Source organism: Mycobacterium sp. E2327 (genome assembly GCF_001672675.1).
Lineage (GTDB): Bacteria > Actinomycetota > Actinomycetes > Mycobacteriales > Mycobacteriaceae > Mycobacterium.
In genome coordinates, this window is sequence record NZ_LZKE01000139.1 from 1 (window position 1) to 21,291 (window position 21,291).

The window sequence follows — 21,291 nt, forward strand, 5'->3', positions numbered from 1 at the left end:
GAGCCGACCGCTGGCCTGGCAGCCCGGCGGCGATCCCGCGGTGGCCGACTTGGTCGGCGACCGGTTCGGCGCGCAGGTGGTGGCCCGGTCGGTGGACCCCCTGCTCAGCGGGGTGTACGCCGGCTCGGCGGCCACGATCGGCCTGCGCGCCGCCGCACCCGGCGTCGCGGCGGCCCTCGACCGCGGCGCCCCCAGCCTGACCGACGCCGTCCGGCAAGCCCTGCCGCCGGCCACCGGCGCGCCGGTGTTCGGGGCGATCGACGGCGGCTACCAGGTGCTGCTCGACGAGCTGGTCGGGCGGGCCCGGCCGCGCTGGGTCCGCGCCGCGGTGCAACGGCTCGACCCCGCCGGGCCGGGCTGGGACCTGCTGGACGACACCGGCGCCCGCTGGCCCGCCGACGCGGTGATCCTGGCCGTTGCGGCCCCACGGGTGGCGGCCCTGCTCGGCGAGGTCGCCCCGCGCACCGCCGCCGCGGCGCGCCGGATCGAGAGCGCGTCGTCGGCGGTGGTGGCGCTCGCCGTGCCCGCCGACACCCCGTTCCCACAGTGCTCCGGGGTCCTGGTCGCGAGCGGAGAACCGTTGCGCGCCAAGGCGATCACGCTCTCGTCACGCAAGTGGGGCACGCGCGGGGACACCCAGCAGCTGCGGCTGTCGTTCGGTCGGTTCGGCGACGACGTCGCGGCCGGCACCCCCGACGACGAATTGCTGGGCTGGACGCTCAGCGACCTGGTCGACGTGTTCGGGCTGACCGTCGACCCCGTCGACGCCCGCGTCCAGCGCTGGCTCGACGCCATGCCGCAGTACGGCCCCGGCCACGCCGAGGTGGTCGCCGAGGTGCGCGCCGGCCTGCCGCCGACCCTCGCCGTCGCCGGCAGCTACCTCGACGGGATCGGCGTGCCGGCGTGCGTCGGGGCGGCCGGGCGCGCGGTCGAGGCCCTGCAAGCGGAAGTGGCACGATAGGTGCCATGGCCAAACTCGACTACGACGCCCTGAACTCCCAGCTGCGCTACCTGATGTTCTCGGTGTTCTCGGTCCGGCCCGGTGAGCTCGGCGACGACCGTGCGGCCGTGATCGACGACGCGACGACGTTTTTCAAGCAGCAGGAGGAGCGCGGCGTCGTAGTGCGCGGGCTCTACGACGTCGCGGGCCTGCGCGCCGACGCCGACTTCATGATCTGGACCCACGCCGAACGCGTCGAGGCGCTGCAGGCGACCTACGCCGACTTCCGGCGCACCACCACGCTGGGCCGCGCCTGCTCGCCGGTGTGGAGCAGCGTCGCGCTGCACCGGCCCGCCGAGTTCAACAAGAGCCACATCCCGGCGTTCCTGGCCGGCGAGGAGCCCGGCGCCTACATCTGCGTGTATCCGTTCGTGCGGTCCTACGAGTGGTACCTGCTGCCCGACGAGGAACGCCGCCGGATGCTCGCCGAACACGGCATGGCCGCCCGCGAGTACAAGGACGTCCGCGCCAACACCGTGCCGGCGTTCGCGCTGGGCGACTACGAATGGATCCTGGCGTTCGAGGCCCCGGAGCTGGACCGCATCGTGGACCTGATGCGCGAGCTGCGCGCCACCGACGCCCGCCGGCACACCCGGGCCGAGACGCCGTTCTTCACCGGGCCCCGGGTGCCCGTCGAGCAACTAGTCACCGCATTGCCGTAATTCGAAATCGAGGGGGACAGAGTGACAACGTTTGATCCGACCGATCCCACCCGCTTCGAGGAGATGTACCGCGACGACCGGATGTCGCACGGGCTGCCCGCCGCCACGCCCTGGGACATCGGCGGCCCGCAGCCGGTGGTCCAGCGGCTGGTCGCCCTCGGCGCGGTCAAGGGCGAGGTGCTCGACCCGGGCACCGGCCCGGGCCACCACGCGATCTACTACGCCTCCAAGGGCTACTCCGCCACCGGCATCGACGGGTCGGAGGCCGCGATCGAACGGGCCCGCGCAAACGCCCAAAAGGCCGGGGTGTCAGTCAATTTCGAGGTGGCCGACGCCACCAAGCTGGACGGGCTCGACGGCCGGTTCGACACCGTCGTCGACTGCGCCTTCTACCACACCTTCAGCACCGAGCCCGAGATGCAGCAGTCGTATGCGCGCGCGCTGCACCGGGCGACCAAGCCGGGGGCGCGGCTGTACATGTTCGAGTTCGGCGAGCATGACGTCAACGGGTTCAAGATGATGCGGTCGTTGTCCGAGAGCGACTTTCGCGACGTGCTGCCTACCAACGGCTGGGAGATCACCTACCTGGGCCCGACGACCTATCTGGTCAACATCAGCGCCGAGTCGATCGAGATGATGGCCGCGCGCAACCCGGACATTGCCGACCAGGTGCAGCCGATGCTGGAACGGTTCCGGGCGATGGAGCCGTGGCTGGAAAACGGCCGGGTGCACGCCCCGTTCTGGGAGGTGCACGCCACCCGGGTGGACTAACTGTTGCCGCGGGTCGCCTCGGCCAGGGCGTTGGACACCCGCTCGCCCTTCTTGTGATGGCTGAGGGCGCGGATCGACACGTCATGGCCTTCGGCCGCCCGGCGCAGCGCACCCACCGTGGCCTGCTCGCGCGGGTGGGCCGGGAACGGGTCGAAGGAGTACCACCGCATGGCGTTTTCGTGCGTCATCTTGTTGACGTCGGTTTCCGAAACGTCATGGGCGCGAAGGACGTCCCAGAGTTCTTCGGGCGCACCGGGCCACATCGAGTCGCTGTGCGGGTAGTCCGCCTCCCACGCGATGTTGTCGATGCCGATCTGGTCGCGCAGCTGCACCCCGACGTGGTCGCTGATGAAGCACGTCAAGAAGTGCTCGCGGAACACCTCGCTGGGCAGCTTGCCGCCGAAGTCCTGGTGGGTCCACGCCGAGTGCATCTCGTAGGTGCGGTCGGCCCGCTCCAGGAAATACGGGATCCACCCGGTGCCGCCCTCGGAGAGGGCGATCTTGAGGCCGGGGTATTTCTTGATCGGCGCCGACCACAGCAGATCCGCGGCGGCTTGCACGATGTTCATCGGCTGCAGCGTGATCATCACGTCCATCGGCGCGTCCGGCGCGGTGACCGCCAGCTTCCCCGAGGAACCGATGTGCACGTTCATCACCGTGTCGGTGTCGACCAACGCTTTCCACAGGGGCGTCCAGTAGTCGTCGTGAAAGCTGGGATAGCCCAGCACCGAAGGGTTTTCGCTGAAAGTCAGCGCATGCACCCCGCGCTCGGCGTTGCGGCGCACCTCGGCCGCGCACGCCTCGGCGTCCCAGATCACCGGCAGGCACATCGGGATGAACCGCGCCGGATACGCGCCGCACCACTCCTCGACATGCCAGTCGTTGTAGGCCCGCAACAGGGCCAGGCCGAAGTCGTGGTCCTCGGTGGCGAACAGCCGGCCGGCGAAGCCCGGAAACGTCGGGAAGCAGATCGAGGCGAAGATCCCGCCCGCGTTCATGTCCTTGACCCGCTCGTCGACCTGCCAGCACCCCGGCCGGATCTCGTCGAGACCCTGCGGTTCGAGCCCGTACTCCTCCTTCGGCCGACCCGCCACCGAGTTCAGCGCCACGTTGGGAATCACCACATCGCGAAATTGCCAGCTGTCGCTGCCATCTGGGTTGTGCACCAGCCGGGGCGCCTCGTCGGCGTACTTCTTGGGCAGGTGGTTTTTGAACATGTCCGGCGGTTCGACGATGTGGTCGTCGACGCTGATCAGGATCAAATCGTCCTTGTTCACGTTCGCCCGCTTTCCGGCCGAGTAGCTGTGTCCCTTACTGTTGGTGCAACGGTACAACCTGGGCGGCAGGGGCGGAAGCGGTTCTCGTCGAACCCGGCATGTCGCGCCCCCCGAACGCGTAGGCTGCGCTCTTGCCGGAGACCGGCGGCGCTGGGGGGAAATGACCTCGTGGTCATGGCGCATCGGATAGGGGAGGTATCCCATGTCGTTCGTGATCGCGGCTCCCGAGTTGGTGATGGCCGCGGCCAACGACCTGGCTGGCATCGGTTCGGCGATCAGCGCGGCCAACTCGGCCGCGGCGGCCGCAACGACGGGCGTGGTCGCGGCGGGCGCCGACGAGGTGTCGGCCGCGGTCGCGGAGCTGTTCTCCGCGCAGGCGCAGGAATACCAGGCGCTGAGCTCCCAGGTCGCGGCCTTTCACGCGCAATTCGTGCAGAACGTTTCTTCGGGCATGGCGGCGTACGCCGGCGCCGAGGCCGCCAACGTGCAGGGCAGCCTGCTCGACGCCATCAACGCGCCGACGCTGGCCGTGCTGGGGCGCCCGCTGATCGGCAACGGCGCCAACGGGGGCACCGTTGGCGGGATAGGGCAACCCGGCGGCCCCGGCGGGCTGTTGGTCGGCAACGGCGGGGCCGGTGGCAACAGCACCGCCCCGGGGGCGCCGGGCGGCAACGGCGGGGCGGCCGGGTTGTTCGGTGTCGGCGGCCCGGGCGGCTCCGGCGGCGCCAGCCCGACGGGCGTCGGCGGTAACGGCGGGGCCGGCGGGCCCGGGCTGCTGTTCGGCGGCGGCGGCACCGGCGGCACCGGCGGGTACGGGCTCACCCAGGGCGGTAACGGCGGCGCGGGCGGGGCCGGCGGTCTGCTGGGCTTCGGCGGACCCGACCAGACCCACGGCAGCGCCGGTGGCGCCGGCGGGCCCGCGGGGCCCAACGGCATCGGCGGGACCGGCGGACCCGGTGGGATGGGCGGACTGCTGGGCTCCGGCGGGTTCGGTGGCCCCGGCGGGGACGGCGGAACCGGTGGCAACGGCGGGGCCGGCGGCGGCAGCCTGCTGTGGGGCAACGGTGGACCCGGCGGCCCCGGGGGCACCGGCAGCACGGGCGACGGCGGCGACGGCGGCAACGGCGGCACGGGCGGCCCGTTCGAAGGCGGCGGCGGGATCGGCGGCGCCGGGGGAACCGGCGTCATGGGCAACGGCGGCAACGGCGGTAACGGCGGCACCGCGGGCGGAATCTCCGGTAACGGCGGGCTTGGCGGCGCCGGCGGCACGGGGGTCACCGGGCACGGCGGTCACGGCGGCAACGGCGGCGACTCCAACCCCTTCCAGGGCGCCGGCGGGGCGGGCGGCCGGGGCGGCGTCGGCGCCACCACGGGCGGTGACGGCGGCGCGGGCGGCAACGGCGCCGGGTTCAACGGCTCGGGCGGGGCCGGCGGGATCGGCGGGTTCGGCTACACGACCGGCGGGAACGGCGGGGCCGGCGGCAACGCCGGGCCGATCGGCAACGGCGGGGTGGGCGGCGCCGGCGGCGAGGGCCTGGTCACCGGGGGCAACGGCGGGAACGGCGGCGTCGCCGTGCTGGTCGGCAACGGCGGCAACGGCGGCAGCGCCGGGGGCGGCCCCACCCCGGGCACGCCCGGCCGGGGCGGCGCCGGCGGCAGCCTGTTCGGTCAGCCCGGGATGGACGGGGTATAGGCGCCGGGCGCGCCGGCCGGGCGGTTCACACCTCCCCCGTCACTTTTGTCACCCGGCGGTCGGGGTGGGCTTTCTGCCCGCCTCACAGCGACAACTCGCGGGGGTGCGGCGCGGGCAGCTACCGCGCGGCCAATCACGTTGTCGCTCTGAGGCGGGCACAGCGGCACATCCCGCCAACGGAGAACGCCCTACGCGCCCGTCGGCACCAGGCGCAGCGAGATCGAGTTGATGCAGTACCGCTGATCGGTCGGCGTCGGATAGCCCTCGCCGGCGAACACGTGGCCCAGGTGGCTGTGGCAGTTCGCGCACAGCACCTCGGTGCGCGTCGTCCCCATCGAGTGGTCGGGGCGCAGGATCACCGCGTCGGAGTTCGCCGGGTCGAAGAACGACGGCCAGCCGCAGTGCGACTCGAATTTCTCTGTGCTGCGGAACAATTCGGCGCCGCAGGCCCGGCACTGGTAGATGCCCTCGGTCTTGGTGTCGGTGTACTCACCGGTGAACGGCCGCTCGGTACCGGCCTGGCGCAGCACGTGAAACTCTTCGGGGGTGAGCTTCTGCCGCCACTCGTCGTCGGTCAGCTGCAGCTTGGGGGAAGTCATGCGTCCACGCTAGCTCGAATGGCGGTGACCCGCTGCGCCCGGCTCCGCGGCGCTTGCGATCACCGCGTCGCGCTCGCGGTCAACGGGCACCCACGCCGGATCGATGCCCTCGTCCAGCCGGTTTTCGGCCTTGGCGTCCAGGTAGCGGAAGTACAGCACAGTGAACACCACGATCAGCAGCAGCGACCAGCCGTAGGTGATCTTGAGGTAGTGCAGCGCGCGGCCGTACCGCATGTGTTGGTAGATCAGCCAGTCGTCCAGCGCCAGGAACCCGTAGACACCCAGCCACGCCGGCCAATTGCGGATCAGCGAGTTAGGCAGCACCACCGTCATCAAGAAGGGGAACAGCATCATCGAGTAGTAGCCCTGGGCCAGCGGCAGCACCAGCCAGGACCACAGCAGCAGCACGCCCGACGAGCTGGTGTACCAGAACAGCGGGTCCCGGGTTCGGTAGTAGCGATAGAGCAGCCACAGCGCGCCGATCGCGAGCAGCGTGAACAGAACCCGCAGGAACACGATCAGCCAGGTGGGCAGCCCGAAGTACACCCCGTTGCCCTCGATCGAGCTGTTGAAGTAATCCCGGACGCCGCCGATGTAGGGCAGCGTGCGGGTGACGAAGTCCATCGGATCGCTGACCAACGGCCACGCGGCCGCGTTGATGACGACCGGGACCACGATGGCGGGCACCAGCGTCCGCCACTGGCGGTTCAGCAGCGGCAGCAACAGCAGCGGTCCCAGCACGGGTTTGAGCGTCAGCGTGAGCCCGATGACCGCGCCTGCCCACCACTGATGGCCCACCCGGCCGTCCAGCAGCCACCGCAGGAAAAGCACCTCGGCCAGCAGCACGCAGCCGTTGATGTTGGTGAACACCAGCGTGCTCGTCACGCTTTCGGTGCAGAACATGGCCAGCAGCAGGGCGGGCGCGGCCACCGAGGACAGCGTGAATTTGAACAACCGCAGCAACAGGTACCAGGCGAGCAGGATCGCGACGGTGTTGATTCCGATGAACAGATACCGCGACGGCGTGAAGGACAGGTACCCGAAGGGCGCCATCAACAGCGTGCCGCCGGGCGGATACAGGTAGTGCGGGTCGACGTAGTCGAAGTGCTCGTTGTAGATGTCCCAGCCGCGCCGGAAGTTCAGCACCGCCCGGTAGACCGGCTTGAAATCGTCGGTGATGTTGCCGTTGAGCGTGAGGATGATGCTGCGGTGCAGCACCGACATGATGGCCAACGGCCACAACACCGACCGCACGACGGTCGCGGTGCTCGGTGCGCCGGTGCGGGGACGAAACGCGGCCAACAGCGAATCGCGCAGGCCGGTTCGGGTCGAGTCAGCTGCCGTCACGAAGCGCAAAGTATCAGGCGGGACAGTAGGTGTCGGTCCCGGGCAGTTTGCCGCTGTTGAGATAGCCGATCAACGGCGCGACGGCGCAGGGCGAATAGATGCTGGCGCCGTGGCCAATGCCCTGCCACATCACCCGCTTGCTGGCCGCGTTGGCGTTGATGATCATGGCCGCGGTCGCGGCGGCCCCCTCGTTGCCGACGATCGGGTCGTTCTGCACGCCCGCCAGCAGGACGTCCACCTTGAGGTCCTTGGGCGGTGCAGGCGGCGGAATCGTCGGCCAGTGCACGCATTTCACCAAGTTCAGCGCGGCGACGGTGCCGAACTGGGGATACAGCTTCGCCCACGCCACCACGAGCTCGCGCACCCGGTCGGGGGTCGGCCGGTTGATGGAATCGCTGCAGGAGTTGACGAACTGGCCGTCCGAGTCGGTGAGGGCGTACGCGTGGGCGATCAGGTTGTTCAGCTGGTTGGCGTCCCCGGAGCGGGCGGCCGCCAGCGCGCCGGCCAGGCTCTGGGTGGCGCCGACGCGCCCGCCGGAGGGGAAGCCCAACGCGACGGTGATGGCGGTGGCCACCGCGGACACCGGCGCGCCGCCGGGCCCCTTGCCCGCGCGGGCGTCGGCCAGCATCGCGCTGATGGCGCCCTTGGGGTCCGGGCCCAGCGGGCAGTTGACTGCGACGCACTGGGCGGCGAACGCGTCGAGCGCGGCCTGCTGGCCCTTGACTTGTTGCTCGGCGGCGGCTTCGGCGTTGACGCCCAAGGCAATTGGGGAGTCGAGGATCAGCCGGGCGACCCGGTCGGGCCGCGACGCGGCGTAGGCCAGCGCCACCTGAGCGCCGTTGCCGATCCCTACCAGCGCGACCGCCGGCACGTCCCACAGGCTGCGCAGCCGCTCGATGTCGGAGGCGGCGTGCGAGTTGTCGTAGGCCGAGGAGCCCGGGGCGATGGCGTCGGTGCAGTTGGTGGTGGCGGTGTTGGAGATGTCGGACAGGTTGGCGACGGGGTCGTCGCCGGCCTGGAACTGGGCCTGGTCGCGCATGGCCTGGCGGTCGAGCTGGTCGCGGCAGTCGATGGGGCTCGACATGCCGATGCCGCGGCGGTCGACGGCCACGATCGGGTGGGTTTGCAGCACGTCGGCGCCGCCCCGGGCGAGCCAGGCCGGCAGCTGCGTCGACGACGGCAGGTCCGAGCCGGTGGTGAAGACGAGCGGCCCGGCGTCGTGCGGCGTCTTGTCCGAGCGCGCGCGGACCACGCCGATGCTCAGCGTTCCCGACCCGCCGCCCGTCGGGTCGAGGTCGGCGTCGTAGTTCGCGCAGTCCAGCTGCACGCCGGGCGCCGCGGGGACGGCCGCGTCGCCGAACACCTTCGCCGTGCAGTCGCGCCAGGACAGGTCGTTCTTGGGGGCGGCGATCGGCGGCGGACCGGCCGGCTGGGGTTTCGAGGTGGGCACGCCCTGGGGGCGGGCGCCGGAATTGGTGGCGAAGCGCGGGTCCGCGCCCAGGCCGGGGACGCAGCCGGCGATCAGCGCGCCCACCGCCACCAGGATTGTGGCGGACGCGATCTGCCGACTCATGCCGACCACAGTAGCTTCGACTTTTCAGCCCCGGACGTAACGGGCGTAAAGGTAGCCGGCGTCGTCGGTGAGCAGGTGGGCGCGGCGCATCCGGGTCAGCACCTGGCCCGGGCCCGTCGCGATGCGCCGGGCCAGCCCGCCGACCAGGTAGGGCGCGATCGTCAGGCACAGCTCGTCGAGCAGGCCGCGGTCGACGAACGCGCCGAGCAGCATCGGCCCGCCCTCGGTCAGCACGTGGCGCATTCCGCGCGCCGCCAGGGCCGCCAGCAGGGCGGCCTCGTCGACTTGACCGGGATCGGCGCCGGAGCAGTCGAGCACCTCGCAGAGGTCGCCGAGGCGCCGGCTCGTCTCCGCGGCCGACGCCGCGCAGGTGAGCACCAGGGGCGGCACCTCGGTGCGGGTGAACACCGCCATGTCGCGGTCGAGGCGGCCGGACTTGGTGACGATCGCCAGCTGCGGGACCTCGCTTTGCCCGCGGGTCTGCCGCGCCTGCCGCTGCGCGACGGCCAGGTGCGCGCCGGAATAGCCCTCGATGCGCACGGTGCCCGCGCCGACCACGATCACGTCGGCCAGTTCGCGCAGCAGGTTGAAGATGTGCCGGTCGCCCGGCCCGCCCATGGTGCCGCTGCTGCCGTCGGCGGTGGCGCCGCCGTCCACGCTGGTGATGAAATTCGCCCGAACGCACGTGCCGTCGGTGTCCGGATAGCCGTAGAGGCGGGCGAGTTCGGCGTCGTCGATTTCCCGCGTCGACCCGAGCAGCGTCAACCGGGTCTCTGGCATGAGCTTGATTGCAGCACGCCGCTACAGTTCGTGCATGCACGGGGGCCGCGTGGGGCATCTGGTGGATCGGCATCCGACCGTGTCGCCGGAGCGATTGATCGCCCAATTGCGGCCGCCGCCAACGTTCGCCGAGGTGAGCTTCGCGTCGTATCGGCCCGATCCGGGGGAACCGAGCCAGGCGGCCGCCGTCGCGGCCTGCCAGGACTTCTGCCGGCAGGCCGTGGAGCGGCGGGCCGGCCGCCGAAAACTGTTGGGCAAGCGCGCCGTGCTGCCCGGCGTCGGGCTGTATCTCGACGGCGGCTTCGGCGTGGGCAAGACCCACCTGCTGGCCTCGGCCTACTACCAGCTGCCGGGGGAAGGGCCCGAGCCGCCAACGCCCAAGGCGTTCGCCACCTTTGGCGAGCTCACCCAGCTGGCCGGGGTGTTCGGCTACGTCGAATGCATCGACATGCTGGCCGGTTACACGGCGGTGTGCATCGACGAGTTCGAGCTCGACGATCCCGGCAACACCACGCTGATCTCGCGGCTGCTCTCCTCGTTGGTGGAGCGGGGGGTGTCGGTGGCGGCCACCTCGAACACCCTGCCCGAGCAGCTCGGCGAGGGCCGCTTCGCCGCCCAGGACTTCCTTCGCGAGATCAACACGTTGGCAAGCATTTTCACCACGGTGCGGATCGAGGGGCCCGATTACCGGCATCGCGGGCTGCCGCCGGCGCCGCAGCCGCTGTCGGACGAGGAGGTCGCCGCGCGCGCCGCGACCGTCGACGGGGCGACGCTGGACGATTTCGACGCGCTGTGCGCGCACCTGGCCACCATGCACCCGTCGCGGTATCTGACGCTGATCGAGGGCGTGACGGCGGTGTTCCTGACCGGCGTGCACGGCATCGACGACCAGAACGTGGCCCTGAGGCTGGTGTCGTTGACCGACCGGCTTTACGACGCCGGCATCCCGGTTGTCGCCTCCGGTGCGCGGCTGGACACCGTGTTCAGCGAGGAGATGCTGGCTGGTGGCTATCGAAAGAAATATCTGCGGGCTACGTCGCGGCTGGTGGCGTTGACCCAAGCTCGCGAGCCATGAGGTAGTCGTTCTCGAGGCGGGCGCCCACCCGAAAGGTCCTGGTGCCGTTGACCGTAAAGCCGTGCTTGGCGTAAAAGCGTTGCGCGCGTTGGTTTGCCTGGTTGACGCCCAGCCAGACGCGGTGCACGCCCCACTTCTCGGCGGTGGCGACGCTGAGCTCCATCAGCGCCGCGGCCGCCCCGGTGCCGTGGTGTTCGGGCAGCACGTAGATCTTCGACAGCTCGGCGGAGTCGGCGCCGTCACGAATCACCATGGCGTAGCCGATGATTCGGCCGTCCCGCGCGGCGGTGATGACCGCGCGGTCCGGATCGGCCAGGTATTCCGCGAAGCGCGCCGCCGACAGGTTGGCATCGATGAACGACGCGATGTCTTCAGGGGCCGTCTCGGGCGGGCAGGCCAGCGGAAAGGTTTGCGCGGCAACGGTAGCCAGGTCCCCGGCGTCAACCGAACCCGTCGCGAGCGTCAGAGATTCCACTGCGCGAGGTGATAGCCCGTCTTCTTGTCCAGCAGGACCACGGTGGAGACCGGGTCGCGGTAGGCGTCCCAATACACCGCGCCGCGCACGATCGCCCCGTTCGGCGCGTTGACGAGGACGTTGTCCAGCGCGTCGGGCGCGTCGGAGGCCCGCGGCTTGTAGGCGTCGGCGAACGGGGTCACGCCGTCGAAGCTGAACTCGGTCGCCATGATGAACGGATTGGGCACCCGGACCGCGCGAACCGTCACGTCGGCGCGGTCGACGGTGCTGCCCGGGAAGCTTTTGATCGGAACGCCCTCGCGGGTGTAGCCGAATCCCGGGGGTGGGTCGCACGGGGCCACGCTGCTGACGGTGACGTCGGCGATGTACTTGCCGGTGTCCACGCGCAGGGTGTCACCGAGGTGACCGATCGGCGCGTCACCCGCCCACGCGCGCGGCGCGGAGACGTTCGCGACCGCGACGATCAAGATGGACAAGGCAATCAGCCAGCGGTGCATCCTCGCATGATTGCACAGGCGCTACGGCGAAGGGGAGGGGTTCTTGCCGCTGGCCAATGCTTCGAGCGCCGCCGCGGCATCGTCATCAACCCGATCCTTATCGACGCCGCACCGGTGCAGCGGCCCCGCGCCGTCCTCGAGTTCGAGCAGCGCTAGCAGGAGGTGTTCGGTGCCAATGTAGTTGTGGCCCAGCCGAAGTGCCTCGCGGAAGGTCAGCTCCAGCGCCTTGCGCGCCGGGCCGCTGAACGGGATGAGTTTGGGAGGTTCGCTGGTGGACGGGGGCAGCGTTATAGAGGCCCGGAGCACCTCGACATCAACCTGTTGCCGTTGTAGCAGTAGCGTGGCCAGCCCGCCCGGGTCGCTGAGGACGCCGAGCAATAGATGGTCTGGTGTGATTTCAGAATTGCCAGCTTCGTGGGCGGCGTTCTGGGCCGCCACAACGGCATTGCGGGCACGTGGCGTGAAGCGGCCGAAGCCCTGTTCATCGTTTAGCGTGGTGGGCTCGGCGCGGGGGACGAACCGCTTTTGGGCGGCCTGCTTGGTGACGCCCATGCTCTTGCCGATGTCGGTCCAGGAGGCGCCCGACCGGCGGGCCTGGTCGACGAAGTGCCCGATCAGGTGGTCGGCGACCTCGCCGAGGTGCTCGGCGGCCAGGACGGCGTCGGCGAGCTGGTCCAGCACGTCCGGGTGCACCCGTTTGATGGCGTTGATGAGCTCGTCGAGGCGAACGGGATAGGCGATCGGGGTCGGTTCGGACATGCCGTCAACGGTAGGTTGACGAACGCGAGGCTGTCAACCTCAAGTTGACGCCCCATTTGGGGTGCGGCCGTCCGTCCCCTCTGGCACGATCAGGGGGCTGTGAAACCGCTGATTCTCACGCTGACGAGCCTTGTCGCCCTGGTCGGGATGGCCGCGCCCGCGCGGGCGGACTACACCGACGACGCCTTCCTCACCTCGTTGCGCGCGGCCGGCATCACCTTCCCCGACCCGGGACCGGCAATCGGTGCCGGGAAGTGGGTGTGCGACGCGGTGAGCAAGGGGACGCAGATGGTGGACGTCGTCAAGACGATCCAGGCCCAGAACCCCGGGCTGCACGGGGACAACGCGGCCCGGTTCACCGCGATCGCGGCCAACGTGTATTGCCCGCAAAGCCTGGCCGCCAGCGGCGGGAAGGTCGACGGCGCCTCGTAGCGTCACTGGATCTTTACAAACACGCTGGCCAACGGCGGGTTAACGAAACCTGACGTCAACATTTCGCGCTTAGTCTGCTGCGAACAGCGGCCCAGGTGGGGGATGGATTTGGACTTCGTTCAGTCACGGGTCATCGACCCGCTGAGCAATGCCCTGAGTTGTCATGTCCTCGTTTACCTGTTGATCGGCGTCGGCGTCTATTTCACGGTCCGCACCCGATTCATTCAGATCCGTTACTTCGGGCGCATGCTTCGCCAGCTCCGCAGGTCCCATCGCCAAGACGGTGGGATCTCGTCTTTTCAGGCCTTCTGTGTCGGCCTCGCGTCCCGGGTGGGCACCGGAAACATCGCCGGCGTCGCGATCGCGCTCACCGTGGGAGGGCCGGGCGCGATCTTTTGGATGTGGGTGGTGGCCGGGGTCGGCATGGCGACCGCGTTGATCGAGGCCACCCTCGCCCAGGTCTTCAAGGTCCGCTCGGGCGACGGCGCCTTCCGGGGCGGCCCGGCGTTCTACATCCAGCGCGGCCTGCGCTCGCGGGCGGGCGGCGTCTTCTTCGCCGTGCTGCTCGTGGTCACGTTCTCGACCGCGTTCAACATGGTGGAGACCAACGCGATCAGTGGGGTGCTGAAGTCGTCGCACGGCGTCGACATCGATTGGACGACAATGGGTCTGGCCGTGCTGGCGGCGGCGGTCCTGTTCGGCGGGGTGCGCAGCGTCGCCAGGTTCGCGGAATGGGTCATCCCGGTCGCCGCGCTGACCTACGCGTCGCTGGCGTTGGCGATCGTGGCGGTCAACATCTCCGCGCTGCCGGGGGTGCTCGAGGAGATCGTCGGTGGGGCCTTCGGGATCAGGCAGCTGGCGGGTGGTTTCGCCGGCGGCATCGCGACGGCCATGCTGACCGGGGTCAAGCGCGGCCTGTTTGCGTGCGAGGCGGGGATGGGCAGTTCGCCCAACATCGCGGGCGCCGCGACGGTGTCACATCCGGTGGAGCAGGGCCTGATTCAGTCGCTCGCCGTCTTCGTCGACACCATGGTGATCTGCACGGCGACGGCGTTCATCGTGCTCATGGCGGGCCCGGGCGTTTACGACCCGGCGCGCACCGGCTCGATCGCGGGCGCCAGCCTGACCCAGTCGGCGATCGCCGCCGGCCTCGGATCGTGGACCACGGCGGTGATGACCGCCGTCGTCTTCGTGTTCGGATTCGCCTCGGTGCTCAGCAATTACGTGTGCGCCGAGGCCAACCTGTTCTTCCTGGGCGGACGGCACCTGGCGACCAACGCGCTGAAAGTCGTGACGCTGGGGGCGATCGTGTTCGGCGCCATTTCCCAGCTGAAGTTCGTGTGGGCGCTCGCCGACCTGACGATGGCGCTGATGGCCATCGCCAACCTGGTCGCGATCTGCCTGCTGAGCAAGTGGGCGTTCGCGACGGTGCGCGACTATCACCGCCAGTCCATGCGCGGCGGCCACCCCGTCTTCATCGCCAGCGAGGCCGGGCTGCCCGGCACGCTCGCCGGCGACATCTGGGAAGTCCCGGAGCGCCGGCAGGTCGGTGCGCTGCCCGAGTCGTTGCGGCTGAGCCGGCCCGCGGCTTAGCCGACGACCGGGTCAGGAAGGGGGCGTCTTGGTCGCGGAGTCGCTCTTCGGGCCGTCGGAGAAGGTAGGAAGTTGCACCGGTTCCGAATCGCGAGCGGCGTCGGGGACGACCTCAGGTTCGTAGCGGTGGGAAAACAATTCGGACGAATTCATGTATGCGGGGTCCTCAAATTGGTTCGTGCGATCGATTCGTGAGCTGCTCATCTCCACGAAAAATGTCGATGGTGGCAGGGCTCTGGACGAACGTCTTAGCAACCAATCTACATGCGAGCCCCGAAGCGGCGGCTGAGCCGGCAATAAGCTAAGGACCATGCGCGTCGATCCGGGCCCGCTGACGTGGTCCGCCCTGGTGCAGAGCTGGCAGCTGGACCTCGCCTCCGCGGTGGCGATCGTGCTGGTGGCCGCCGCCTACGCCTGGTGTTCCCGGCGCGGCCGGAGCGTGGGATCCGCGCAGGCCGGCTGCCTCTGGGCCGGCGTGGCGCTGTGGGCGCTGGCGACGATGAGCGCGATCGGCGTCTACGCCTACGCCCTGTTCTGGGTGCGCGCGCTGCAGGTCCTGCTGTTGCTCTACGTCGTGCCGTTCTTCATCGCGCAGGCCAAGCCGGTCACCGTGCTGCGCGACGCGCTCGGCCAACCCGGGCGCGACCGCCTCGACCGGCTGCTGGCGAGCCGGTTCGCGCGGGTGCTCGCGCACCCGCTGACCACGTCGCTGGCGATGCTGGGCACGCCGTGGCTGCTCTACCTGACGCCCTGGTACACCGCGTCCCTGCAGAACGAGTGGGTCGGCGCAGCCACCCGAATCCTGTTGGTAGCGATCGGTTTTGGCTACTTCTACGCCCGACTGCAGGCGGACCCCGTTCCGCGCCGGTACTCCCAGGCGATCTCGCTGCTGATCACCGTCGTCGAGGCCCTCGGCGACGGGGTGCTCGGGTTGGTCGTCTGGCAGGGCTCGCTGATCGGCGCGGCGTACTACGCGCAACTGCACCGATCCTGGGGTCCCGATCAGCGCCTCGATCAGACGATCGGCGCGGGCGTCCTGTGGATTCTCGGGGACCTGGTCGGCTGGCCGTTCGTGCTGCTGCTGATGCGTGCCCTGACCCGCGACGAGAAGGCGCACGCGGTCGCCGTGGACGCGGAGCTGGACGCGGCCGAAGCGACCGAGACCGAAAGCGCCGAGCCGTCGGGATTGTGGTGGGAAAACGATCCCCAACTGCGCGAGCGATTCAGGCGCGGCTAGGTCGCCCGGGATGCGGCGGCGGGGTGAGTCTGGCACGATGGCGGCGTCATGAGACTGCTGTGGGGGATAGCAACCGTGGTCGCCGTGCTCGGCCTGGCCGCTCCGGCGCACGCCGACCCCGACGCCGACCCGAACGCCGCCGCCGCTAGCGACCCGGCCACCGACGCGGACTTCCTTACCGCGCTCAAATTCGCCGGGATCTCCTACCAGGACCCGAACGCCGCGATATCGGCCGCCAAGACGCTGTGCCAGTTGGAGGACACCGGGGCGACCGAGGACGAAATCATCGGAAACCTTCAGCAGCGCAACGGGTTTACCGGCAACGGGGCGGCCAAGTTCACGGTGATCGCGGTCGGGGCCTACTGCCCCAAGTACATCACCGGCGAGGGCCGTGGCCCCAAGCCCGAAGGCGCCGTCGGCGACTAGCCCCGGCTAGACCGCGCGGCCCTCGATGATGCTGAACCGCGACGCGGTGTCGATGACGCCCGTCATCTCGAAACCGGCCTCGTCGAACAGGCGGCGGTATTCCGCGGCGGTGCGTTCGCGGCCGTTGTTGATGACGAGCATTTCGATGTCCACCCATTTGGCGACCGACTCGCCGTCGTCTTCGGGCATGACCGTCTCGACGAGCAGCAAGGCGGCCCCGGGGGCGGCGGCCGACCGAATGTTGCGCAGGATTCGAACGGACGGCTCGTCGTCCCAGTCGTGGATGATGTGCTTGAGGACGTAGGCGTCCGCGCCGGCCGGCACGCCGTCGAAGAAGGAGCCCTCCGCGAGCCGGACCCGTTCTGCCACACCGTTTTCCCGCAGCAATGCCGACGCCCCCGCGATGACCTCGGGCAGGTCGTACAGCAGGCCGTGGGCGTCCGGTGCGGCTGCCAGGATCGCGGCGAGCAGCCGGCCGTGGCCGCCGGCGACGTCGACGATCGTGGCGAACCGGGTGAAGTCGTAGGCGTCGACGACCGGTCCGATCGACAACCCCGACAGGCCCGTCATGGCGTCGTTGAAGATCTGTGCGAACTCCGGCTCGTCGCCCAGGTAGTCGAAGAAGCTCTTGCCGCGCAATGCCGGGACGCCGGACGTGCCCGTCTTGATCGCGTCCGTCAGCAGGCTCCAGTGCTCGCGGTGCTGGCGCGACCCGACGAACCGCGCCATCGCGGCCATGGAGGCCGGCACGTCGGTACGCAACTGATTGGCCAGCGGTGTCAGCTCGTAGCGGCCGTCGTCGCGCCGCGCGAAGATGCCCTTGCTGATCAGGGCGCGCAGCAGCCGGCCCAGCGCGTCGGGATCGGCACCCACCCGGCCGGCCAATTCGTTGAGGGACAGCGGGCCGGCGGCGAGCGCGTCGGCGAGGCCGAGGTCGGCGGCGACGGTGATGCCCTGCGATATCCAGGCGGCCAGGACGAGCTCCTGCATGGCCTCCGCGGGGTGGGCCGCCGGCTTGTCGAGTGAAGTCATGTGCGGATTCTTATCACGGAAGGGATTCGGCATCCGCTATGTTGCGCGTGACGTCGGCAACCGCCGACCACGGCGACAGGAGCCAATGGTGAGCAAGGCATCGGTTATGGCGGCCGGGATCGCGGCGGGCGCGCTGGTGGTCGGCGCCGCGGCCACCGGCTGTCAAAGCAACAAGTCGTCCAGCCCGTCATCGGCACCGGCGTCGGCGACATCTTCGACCACGTCGAGCTCGGCCGCGCCGCCGTCGAGCAGCGCCACCCCGCGGCCCTTCGACTACAGCAGCATGCTGATCAAGCCGACCGACATCGTCATGCCCGGCGATACGTTCACCCTGTCGCAGACCCTGCCGGTTCCCAATCCGGCGGGAACCGAAGGCGTGTTCATGAATCAGGCCGGCACCCGCAAGGTCGACGACACCATCTACGTCTATCCCGACGCCGGCGCGGCATCGCAGGCGCTCGACCAGAGCGCCAAGGGGATTCAGGAGCTCAGTGTGAAGGCGGCGCCGACACCGGCCGACGTGGGCACCGGCGGCCAGCTCGCCGTCGGCCCGTCGCCGGACGGCGCGAAGTCGAAGGCGATCGTGATGTTCACCGAGGGCAAGGTCTTTGCGGTCCTCGAATTCGAGAGCCCGCCGGACGATCCCGTGCCGTCGGACTTTGCGCTCGATCTTGCGAAGAAGCAGGACGCCGCAATCAAGAGCGGGCTGCCCGACTGCTGCGCCGCGAGGCCGTCGTGAGAACGGGTTTGGCCTCGCTCGGCGCGGCCGGCCTGTTGGGCTGGGGAACCACGCGGGCGATGGCGTCGCGAATAGCGCGCAACCCGGATCCCCTTCCGCGCGAACGGCTTGTGGCCGAGCCCGAGGGTGAGCAGGTCTCCATCACCCGGCCCGACGGCACCGTTTTGAACGCGTTGGTCGCTGGGCAGGGGCCGCCGGTGGTTCTCGTGCACGGCTACACTGCCCGGATCCTCGAGTGGAATTTCGTGTGGGACGAGCTGCAGGCCAGGGGCTTTCGCGTCATCGCGTTCGACCAGCGCGGGCACGGACGTTCAACGCTCGGCTCCGACGGCATCGGGTCGGAGCCAATGGCGGCCGACCTCGCCGCGGTGCTGCAGCACTTCGACGTTCGCGACGGCGTGCTCGTCGGGCACTCGATGGGCGGATTCGTCACCATCCGCACCGTGCTCGACCACGCCGACGTGGCGCCCCGGCTGCGCGGGCTGGTGCTGTTCGCCACCTGGGCGGGCCGCATCCTGGACGGGGCGCCGCAGAACCGGCTGCAGATTCCGCTGCTGCAATACGGTGTGCTGCAACGGATGATGCGCAACGACACCGTCGCGACGCTGTTCGGTGCCGCGCAGTGCGGGACGCGCCCCGCGCCGACGATGGTCTCGGTGTTCGTCGACTTCTTCAACCAGCACCTGGACGAACACGGGCCGCTGCTGCCGATCGTGCGGGCCTTCTCGCAGGAGGACCGGTATCCGCGCCTGGGCGAAATATCGGTACCGACGGCGGTGATGGTCGGCTCCGCGGATCGCACCACGCCGGCCAGCCATTCGCGCCGCCTCGCCGCGGGCATTCCCGGCGCGCGGCTCGTCACGGTGCCCGACGCGGGGCACCTGCTGAACTGGGAAGCGCCCGACGCACTGATCAAAGTCGTCGAATCGTTTCCGGTGCAACGGGTTTAGGCGGCCCGCGCGGTCCAGCTGAAGCTGTGCATCTCGGGAATCAGAGGCGTCAGCGCGGACGCGACGCTGCGACCGACGCGATCGGCCTCCGCGAGTGGGGTTTTCGGGTCGAGAAAGCCTTCGACCTCGACCCGTAGGGTGCGCCCGGTCCAACGGGCCCGCGCGTGCGCGTGCACGACGCCGGCAACCGAGGCGGCCGCGGTTTCGGCCGTCGTGATGATTTCCGGGTCGACGCCGTCGAGCAACCGGTGCGCGATGTCGGCGGTCACCTCCCACCCGACGTGGCAGATGAACGCCGTGACGACGATTCCGGCGACCGCGTCCGCCCAGCCCCAGCCGAGCGCCACGCCGATCAGGCCCAGCATCGCCCCGGCCGAGGACAGCGCGTCGAGCCAGGAATGCTTGGCATCGGCCACCATGGTCGCCGAGCGAATCCGCCGTCCCACCGCCAGCTTGTAGCGGGCCACCAGTTGATTGCCCGCGATGCCCACCGCCGCGGCGGCGATGCCCCAGCCCACGTGCCCGGTCCCGCCGTGGCGGAGCAGCTTGGTGACGCTCTCGAAGCCGGCGACCGCGGCGCTGCCCCAAATCACCAGCGCCACACCGATGCCGGCGAGGTCCTCGGCGCGTTCGTAGCCGTACGGATAACGCTCTGTGGGGAGTTTGCGGGACGCCCGGAAACCGACGAAGACCAGGGCGCTGGTCGAGACGTCCGACAGGTTGTGCAGCGCGTCGCCGAGCAGCGCCACCGACCCGGACACCAGCGCGATGGCCAGTTCGACGAGGCCGGTCAGCGCCAGCCCGACCGCGCTGACGGCGACGGCGCGGTCGGCCTGGCGGCGCTCGCCCGCATCGTCGGCCAGGGTCTCGAGGGGAAAGCTCGCCGCGGGGTCGCGGACTCCGTTGATCACGTGCATACCGCCAAGGATGCCCGCGCGTTGGGCGATCCACCACTTGGGTGCGTTAGGTTCCGTCCGTGAAGTTCGTGGTGGCCGGCTACGGAAGCCGGGGCGACGTCGAGCCCTGCGTGGCCGTCGGCCGCGAGCTGCTGCGCCGGGGCCACGAGGTTCGCATGGCGGTCTCGCCCGACAAGCTCGGCTTCGTCGAGTCGGCCGGGCTGACCGCGGTGGCCTACGGAGCGGACACGCGCGAGCGGATGGATTCCGCCGAGCGATTCGTTCGCAAGGTGGACAACCCGTTCGCCGCGTTGCCCGAAGTGATGGAGCAACTCACCAGGGTTTGGGCGGACAAGACCGCGACGCTGACGTCGCTGGCCACCGACGCCGACCTTCTGTTGGCGGGCTTCAACGAGCAGGAGCTGGCCGCCACCGTGGCGGAGTATCGCGGCATTCCGCTGGCCGCGCTGCATTTCTTCCCGACGCGCGTGTTCTCCACCGGGGTGCTGTATTCGAACCTGGTCAAGGACGTCGCGGCGGCCCAGCGCCGCTCGCTCGGCCTGCCCGACGCGGCCCCGCCCACGTCGTCGCTGGAAATCCAGGCCTACGACGAGCTCTGCCTGCCCGGGCCCGCGTCCGACTGGGTGGAAGCGGACGCCCGGCGCCCGTTCGTCGGCGCGCTGACGCTCGAGTTGCCCTCCGACGCCGACGACGAGGTCCTGTCCTGGATCGCCGAAGGGACGCCGCCGATCTGCTTCGGCCTGGGCAGCACGCCGGTCTCGGCCCCGGCGGAGCTGGTCAACATGATCGGCGCGGTCTGCGCGCAGCTGGGGGAGCGGGCGCTGATTTGCAGCGGCCCCAACGACTTTGCCGATCTGCCGCGCCCCGATCACGTCACGATTGTCGATTCGGTCAACCATGCGGCCGTGCTGCCGGCGTGCCGCGCCGTCGTGCACCATGGCGGCGCCGGTGTGACGGCGGCGGGTCTGCGGGCCGGAATCCCGGCCCTGGCGCTGTGGCTCTGGCTCGATCAGCCGATGTGGGCGGCCGGCCTCGAACGACTGAAAGTCGGTGCCGCGCGCCAGCTTTCGATGACGACCCAGGAATCGCTCGTCGCCGACCTGCGCCGCATCCTCGCCCCGGACTACGCCGCGCGGGCCCGCGCCGTCGCCGCCCGGATGACCAAGTCCGCCGAAAGCGTGGCCCGCGCCGGCGATCTGCTCGAAGACGCTGCTTCGAGTTGCGCGTAGCCCTCGGGTATCCCACGCTTGGAAAATGGGGTGGCTCGTCTCGCGTCTGATTCTTCCGGCCATGGTTACCGGCGTGATGGCGAGCGTTGTCGCGCCGGCGGATGCACCCGGCGTGCTGCCGCTCGGCTGCGGGATCACGTGGACGCGCACCGGCGGTGTGTGGATCTACCAACCGGACTGTCCGCAACAGCCGCCGCCTTCCGAGCCGTCGCCGGAGAGCCCGCCGCC

At 70.1% G+C, this 21,291-nt stretch carries 22 protein-coding genes; 12 read left to right on the forward strand and 10 right to left on the reverse strand.

Annotation, left to right across the window (positions count from 1 at the left end):
• The 3 genes from A5712_RS16330 to A5712_RS16340 all read left to right on the forward strand — a co-directional run.
• Positions 1 to 961, forward strand: a 961-nt coding sequence (locus A5712_RS16330; RefSeq protein ID WP_068107092.1) for an FAD-dependent oxidoreductase, incomplete at its 5' end; no start/stop codon positions are given.
• Between the two features lie 5 nt (positions 962 to 966).
• Positions 967 to 1,662: a hydrogen peroxide-dependent heme synthase gene (gene hemQ, locus A5712_RS16335; protein ID WP_068107094.1), complete on the forward strand. Its 696-nt coding sequence runs from the start codon at positions 967 to 969 to the stop codon at positions 1,660 to 1,662.
• A 63-nt stretch (positions 1,663 to 1,725) separates the two neighbouring features.
• Positions 1,726 to 2,433, forward strand: a complete 708-nt coding sequence (locus A5712_RS16340; protein WP_068107129.1) for a class I SAM-dependent methyltransferase — start codon at positions 1,726 to 1,728, stop codon at positions 2,431 to 2,433.
• On the opposite strand, the gene A5712_RS16345 is transcribed toward A5712_RS16340, so the two are convergent.
• Positions 2,430 to 3,710 carry an amidohydrolase family protein gene (locus A5712_RS16345; protein ID WP_068107132.1) on the reverse strand — a complete coding sequence of 427 codons (1,281 nt, stop codon included), beginning with the start codon at positions 3,708 to 3,710 and terminating at the stop codon, positions 2,430 to 2,432. The genes A5712_RS16340 and A5712_RS16345 overlap by 4 nt on opposite strands.
• Before the next feature lie 202 nt (positions 3,711 to 3,912).
• Between A5712_RS16345 and A5712_RS16350 the strand changes: the two genes are divergently transcribed.
• Positions 3,913 to 5,403: a PE family protein gene (locus A5712_RS16350; protein ID WP_068107096.1), complete on the forward strand. Its 1,491-nt coding sequence runs from the start codon at positions 3,913 to 3,915 to the stop codon at positions 5,401 to 5,403.
• A gap of 188 nt (positions 5,404 to 5,591) precedes the next feature.
• Here A5712_RS16350 and msrB read toward each other — a convergent pair whose 3' ends face one another.
• From msrB to A5712_RS16370, 4 genes are read right to left on the reverse strand one after another with little or no spacing between them, the layout of a single operon-like run.
• Positions 5,592 to 6,002: a peptide-methionine (R)-S-oxide reductase MsrB gene (msrB, locus tag A5712_RS16355; RefSeq protein WP_068107097.1), complete on the reverse strand. Its 411-nt coding sequence runs from the start codon at positions 6,000 to 6,002 to the stop codon at positions 5,592 to 5,594.
• 9 nt (positions 6,003 to 6,011) lie between these two features.
• A complete protein-coding gene (aftC, locus tag A5712_RS16360) occupies positions 6,012 to 7,349 on the reverse strand; it encodes an arabinofuranan 3-O-arabinosyltransferase (RefSeq protein ID WP_231982142.1) in 1,338 nt (445 codons plus the stop codon).
• A 13-nt stretch (positions 7,350 to 7,362) separates the two neighbouring features.
• Entirely contained in the window at positions 7,363 to 8,922 is a 1,560-nt protein-coding gene (locus tag A5712_RS16365; protein ID WP_068107100.1) for an alpha/beta fold hydrolase, read from the reverse strand.
• A gap of 24 nt (positions 8,923 to 8,946) precedes the next feature.
• Entirely contained in the window at positions 8,947 to 9,702 is a 756-nt protein-coding gene (locus A5712_RS16370; protein WP_068107103.1) for a pyrimidine reductase family protein, read from the reverse strand.
• On the opposite strand from A5712_RS16370, the gene zapE reads away from it, so the two are divergent.
• Positions 9,701 to 10,777, forward strand: coding sequence for a cell division protein ZapE (gene zapE, locus A5712_RS16375; RefSeq protein WP_068107105.1), 1,077 nt, complete (start codon positions 9,701 to 9,703; stop codon positions 10,775 to 10,777). The two genes, A5712_RS16370 and zapE, sit on opposite strands and share 2 nt — an antisense overlap.
• Here zapE and A5712_RS16380 read toward each other — a convergent pair.
• From A5712_RS16380 to A5712_RS16390, 3 genes are read right to left on the reverse strand one after another with little or no spacing between them, the layout of a single operon-like run.
• Positions 10,734 to 11,252: an N-acetyltransferase gene (locus tag A5712_RS16380; RefSeq protein ID WP_068107107.1), complete on the reverse strand. Its 519-nt coding sequence runs from the start codon at positions 11,250 to 11,252 to the stop codon at positions 10,734 to 10,736. The two genes, zapE and A5712_RS16380, sit on opposite strands and share 44 nt — an antisense overlap.
• On the reverse strand, positions 11,240 to 11,749 hold the full coding sequence (locus tag A5712_RS16385; protein WP_068107109.1) for a hypothetical protein: 510 nt from the start codon (positions 11,747 to 11,749) through the stop codon (positions 11,240 to 11,242). The genes A5712_RS16380 and A5712_RS16385 overlap by 13 nt, the downstream gene beginning before the upstream one ends.
• A gap of 21 nt (positions 11,750 to 11,770) precedes the next feature.
• Positions 11,771 to 12,508, reverse strand: a complete 738-nt coding sequence (locus tag A5712_RS16390; protein WP_068107111.1) for a Clp protease N-terminal domain-containing protein — start codon at positions 12,506 to 12,508, stop codon at positions 11,771 to 11,773.
• A 99-nt stretch (positions 12,509 to 12,607) separates the two neighbouring features.
• Between A5712_RS16390 and A5712_RS16395 the strand changes: the two genes are divergently transcribed.
• The 4 genes from A5712_RS16395 to A5712_RS16415 all read left to right on the forward strand — a co-directional run bounded on the left by A5712_RS16395 (position 12,608) and on the right by A5712_RS16415 (position 16,196).
• On the forward strand, positions 12,608 to 12,940 hold the full coding sequence (locus A5712_RS16395) for a DUF732 domain-containing protein (protein ID WP_082973477.1): 333 nt from the start codon (positions 12,608 to 12,610) through the stop codon (positions 12,938 to 12,940).
• 102 nt (positions 12,941 to 13,042) lie between these two features.
• A complete protein-coding gene (locus A5712_RS16400; RefSeq protein WP_231982143.1) occupies positions 13,043 to 14,533 on the forward strand; it encodes a sodium:alanine symporter family protein in 1,491 nt (496 codons plus the stop codon).
• A 310-nt stretch (positions 14,534 to 14,843) separates the two neighbouring features.
• Entirely contained in the window at positions 14,844 to 15,770 is a 927-nt protein-coding gene (locus tag A5712_RS16410; protein WP_068107115.1) for a cytochrome c oxidase assembly protein, read from the forward strand.
• 48 nt (positions 15,771 to 15,818) lie between these two features.
• Positions 15,819 to 16,196 carry a DUF732 domain-containing protein gene (locus tag A5712_RS16415; protein WP_068107117.1) on the forward strand — a complete coding sequence of 126 codons (378 nt, stop codon included), beginning with the start codon at positions 15,819 to 15,821 and terminating at the stop codon, positions 16,194 to 16,196.
• 6 nt (positions 16,197 to 16,202) lie between these two features.
• On the opposite strand, the gene A5712_RS16420 is transcribed toward A5712_RS16415, so the two are convergent.
• Positions 16,203 to 17,228, reverse strand: a complete 1,026-nt coding sequence (locus tag A5712_RS16420; protein ID WP_068107119.1) for a methyltransferase — start codon at positions 17,226 to 17,228, stop codon at positions 16,203 to 16,205.
• Between the two features lie 283 nt (positions 17,229 to 17,511).
• Here A5712_RS16420 and A5712_RS16425 point away from each other — a divergent pair, with 283 nt between their 5' ends.
• Both A5712_RS16425 and A5712_RS16430 read left to right on the forward strand, forming a co-directional pair.
• Positions 17,512 to 17,967 (forward strand): hypothetical protein, encoded by a 456-nt coding sequence (locus A5712_RS16425; RefSeq protein ID WP_231982144.1) that lies wholly within the window; start codon positions 17,512 to 17,514, stop codon positions 17,965 to 17,967.
• Positions 17,964 to 18,917 carry an alpha/beta fold hydrolase gene (locus A5712_RS16430; protein WP_068107123.1) on the forward strand — a complete coding sequence of 318 codons (954 nt, stop codon included), beginning with the start codon at positions 17,964 to 17,966 and terminating at the stop codon, positions 18,915 to 18,917. Before A5712_RS16425 ends, A5712_RS16430 begins: the two co-directional genes overlap by 4 nt.
• On the opposite strand, the gene A5712_RS16435 is transcribed toward A5712_RS16430, so the two are convergent.
• Positions 18,914 to 19,834 carry a cation diffusion facilitator family transporter gene (locus tag A5712_RS16435; RefSeq protein WP_068107125.1) on the reverse strand — a complete coding sequence of 307 codons (921 nt, stop codon included), beginning with the start codon at positions 19,832 to 19,834 and terminating at the stop codon, positions 18,914 to 18,916. The genes A5712_RS16430 and A5712_RS16435 overlap by 4 nt on opposite strands.
• A 59-nt stretch (positions 19,835 to 19,893) precedes the next feature.
• Here A5712_RS16435 and A5712_RS16440 point away from each other — a divergent pair, with 59 nt between their 5' ends.
• Positions 19,894 to 21,063, forward strand: a complete 1,170-nt coding sequence (locus A5712_RS16440; RefSeq protein ID WP_068107127.1) for a glycosyltransferase — start codon at positions 19,894 to 19,896, stop codon at positions 21,061 to 21,063.
• The last annotated feature ends 228 nt before the right edge of the window (positions 21,064 to 21,291 follow it).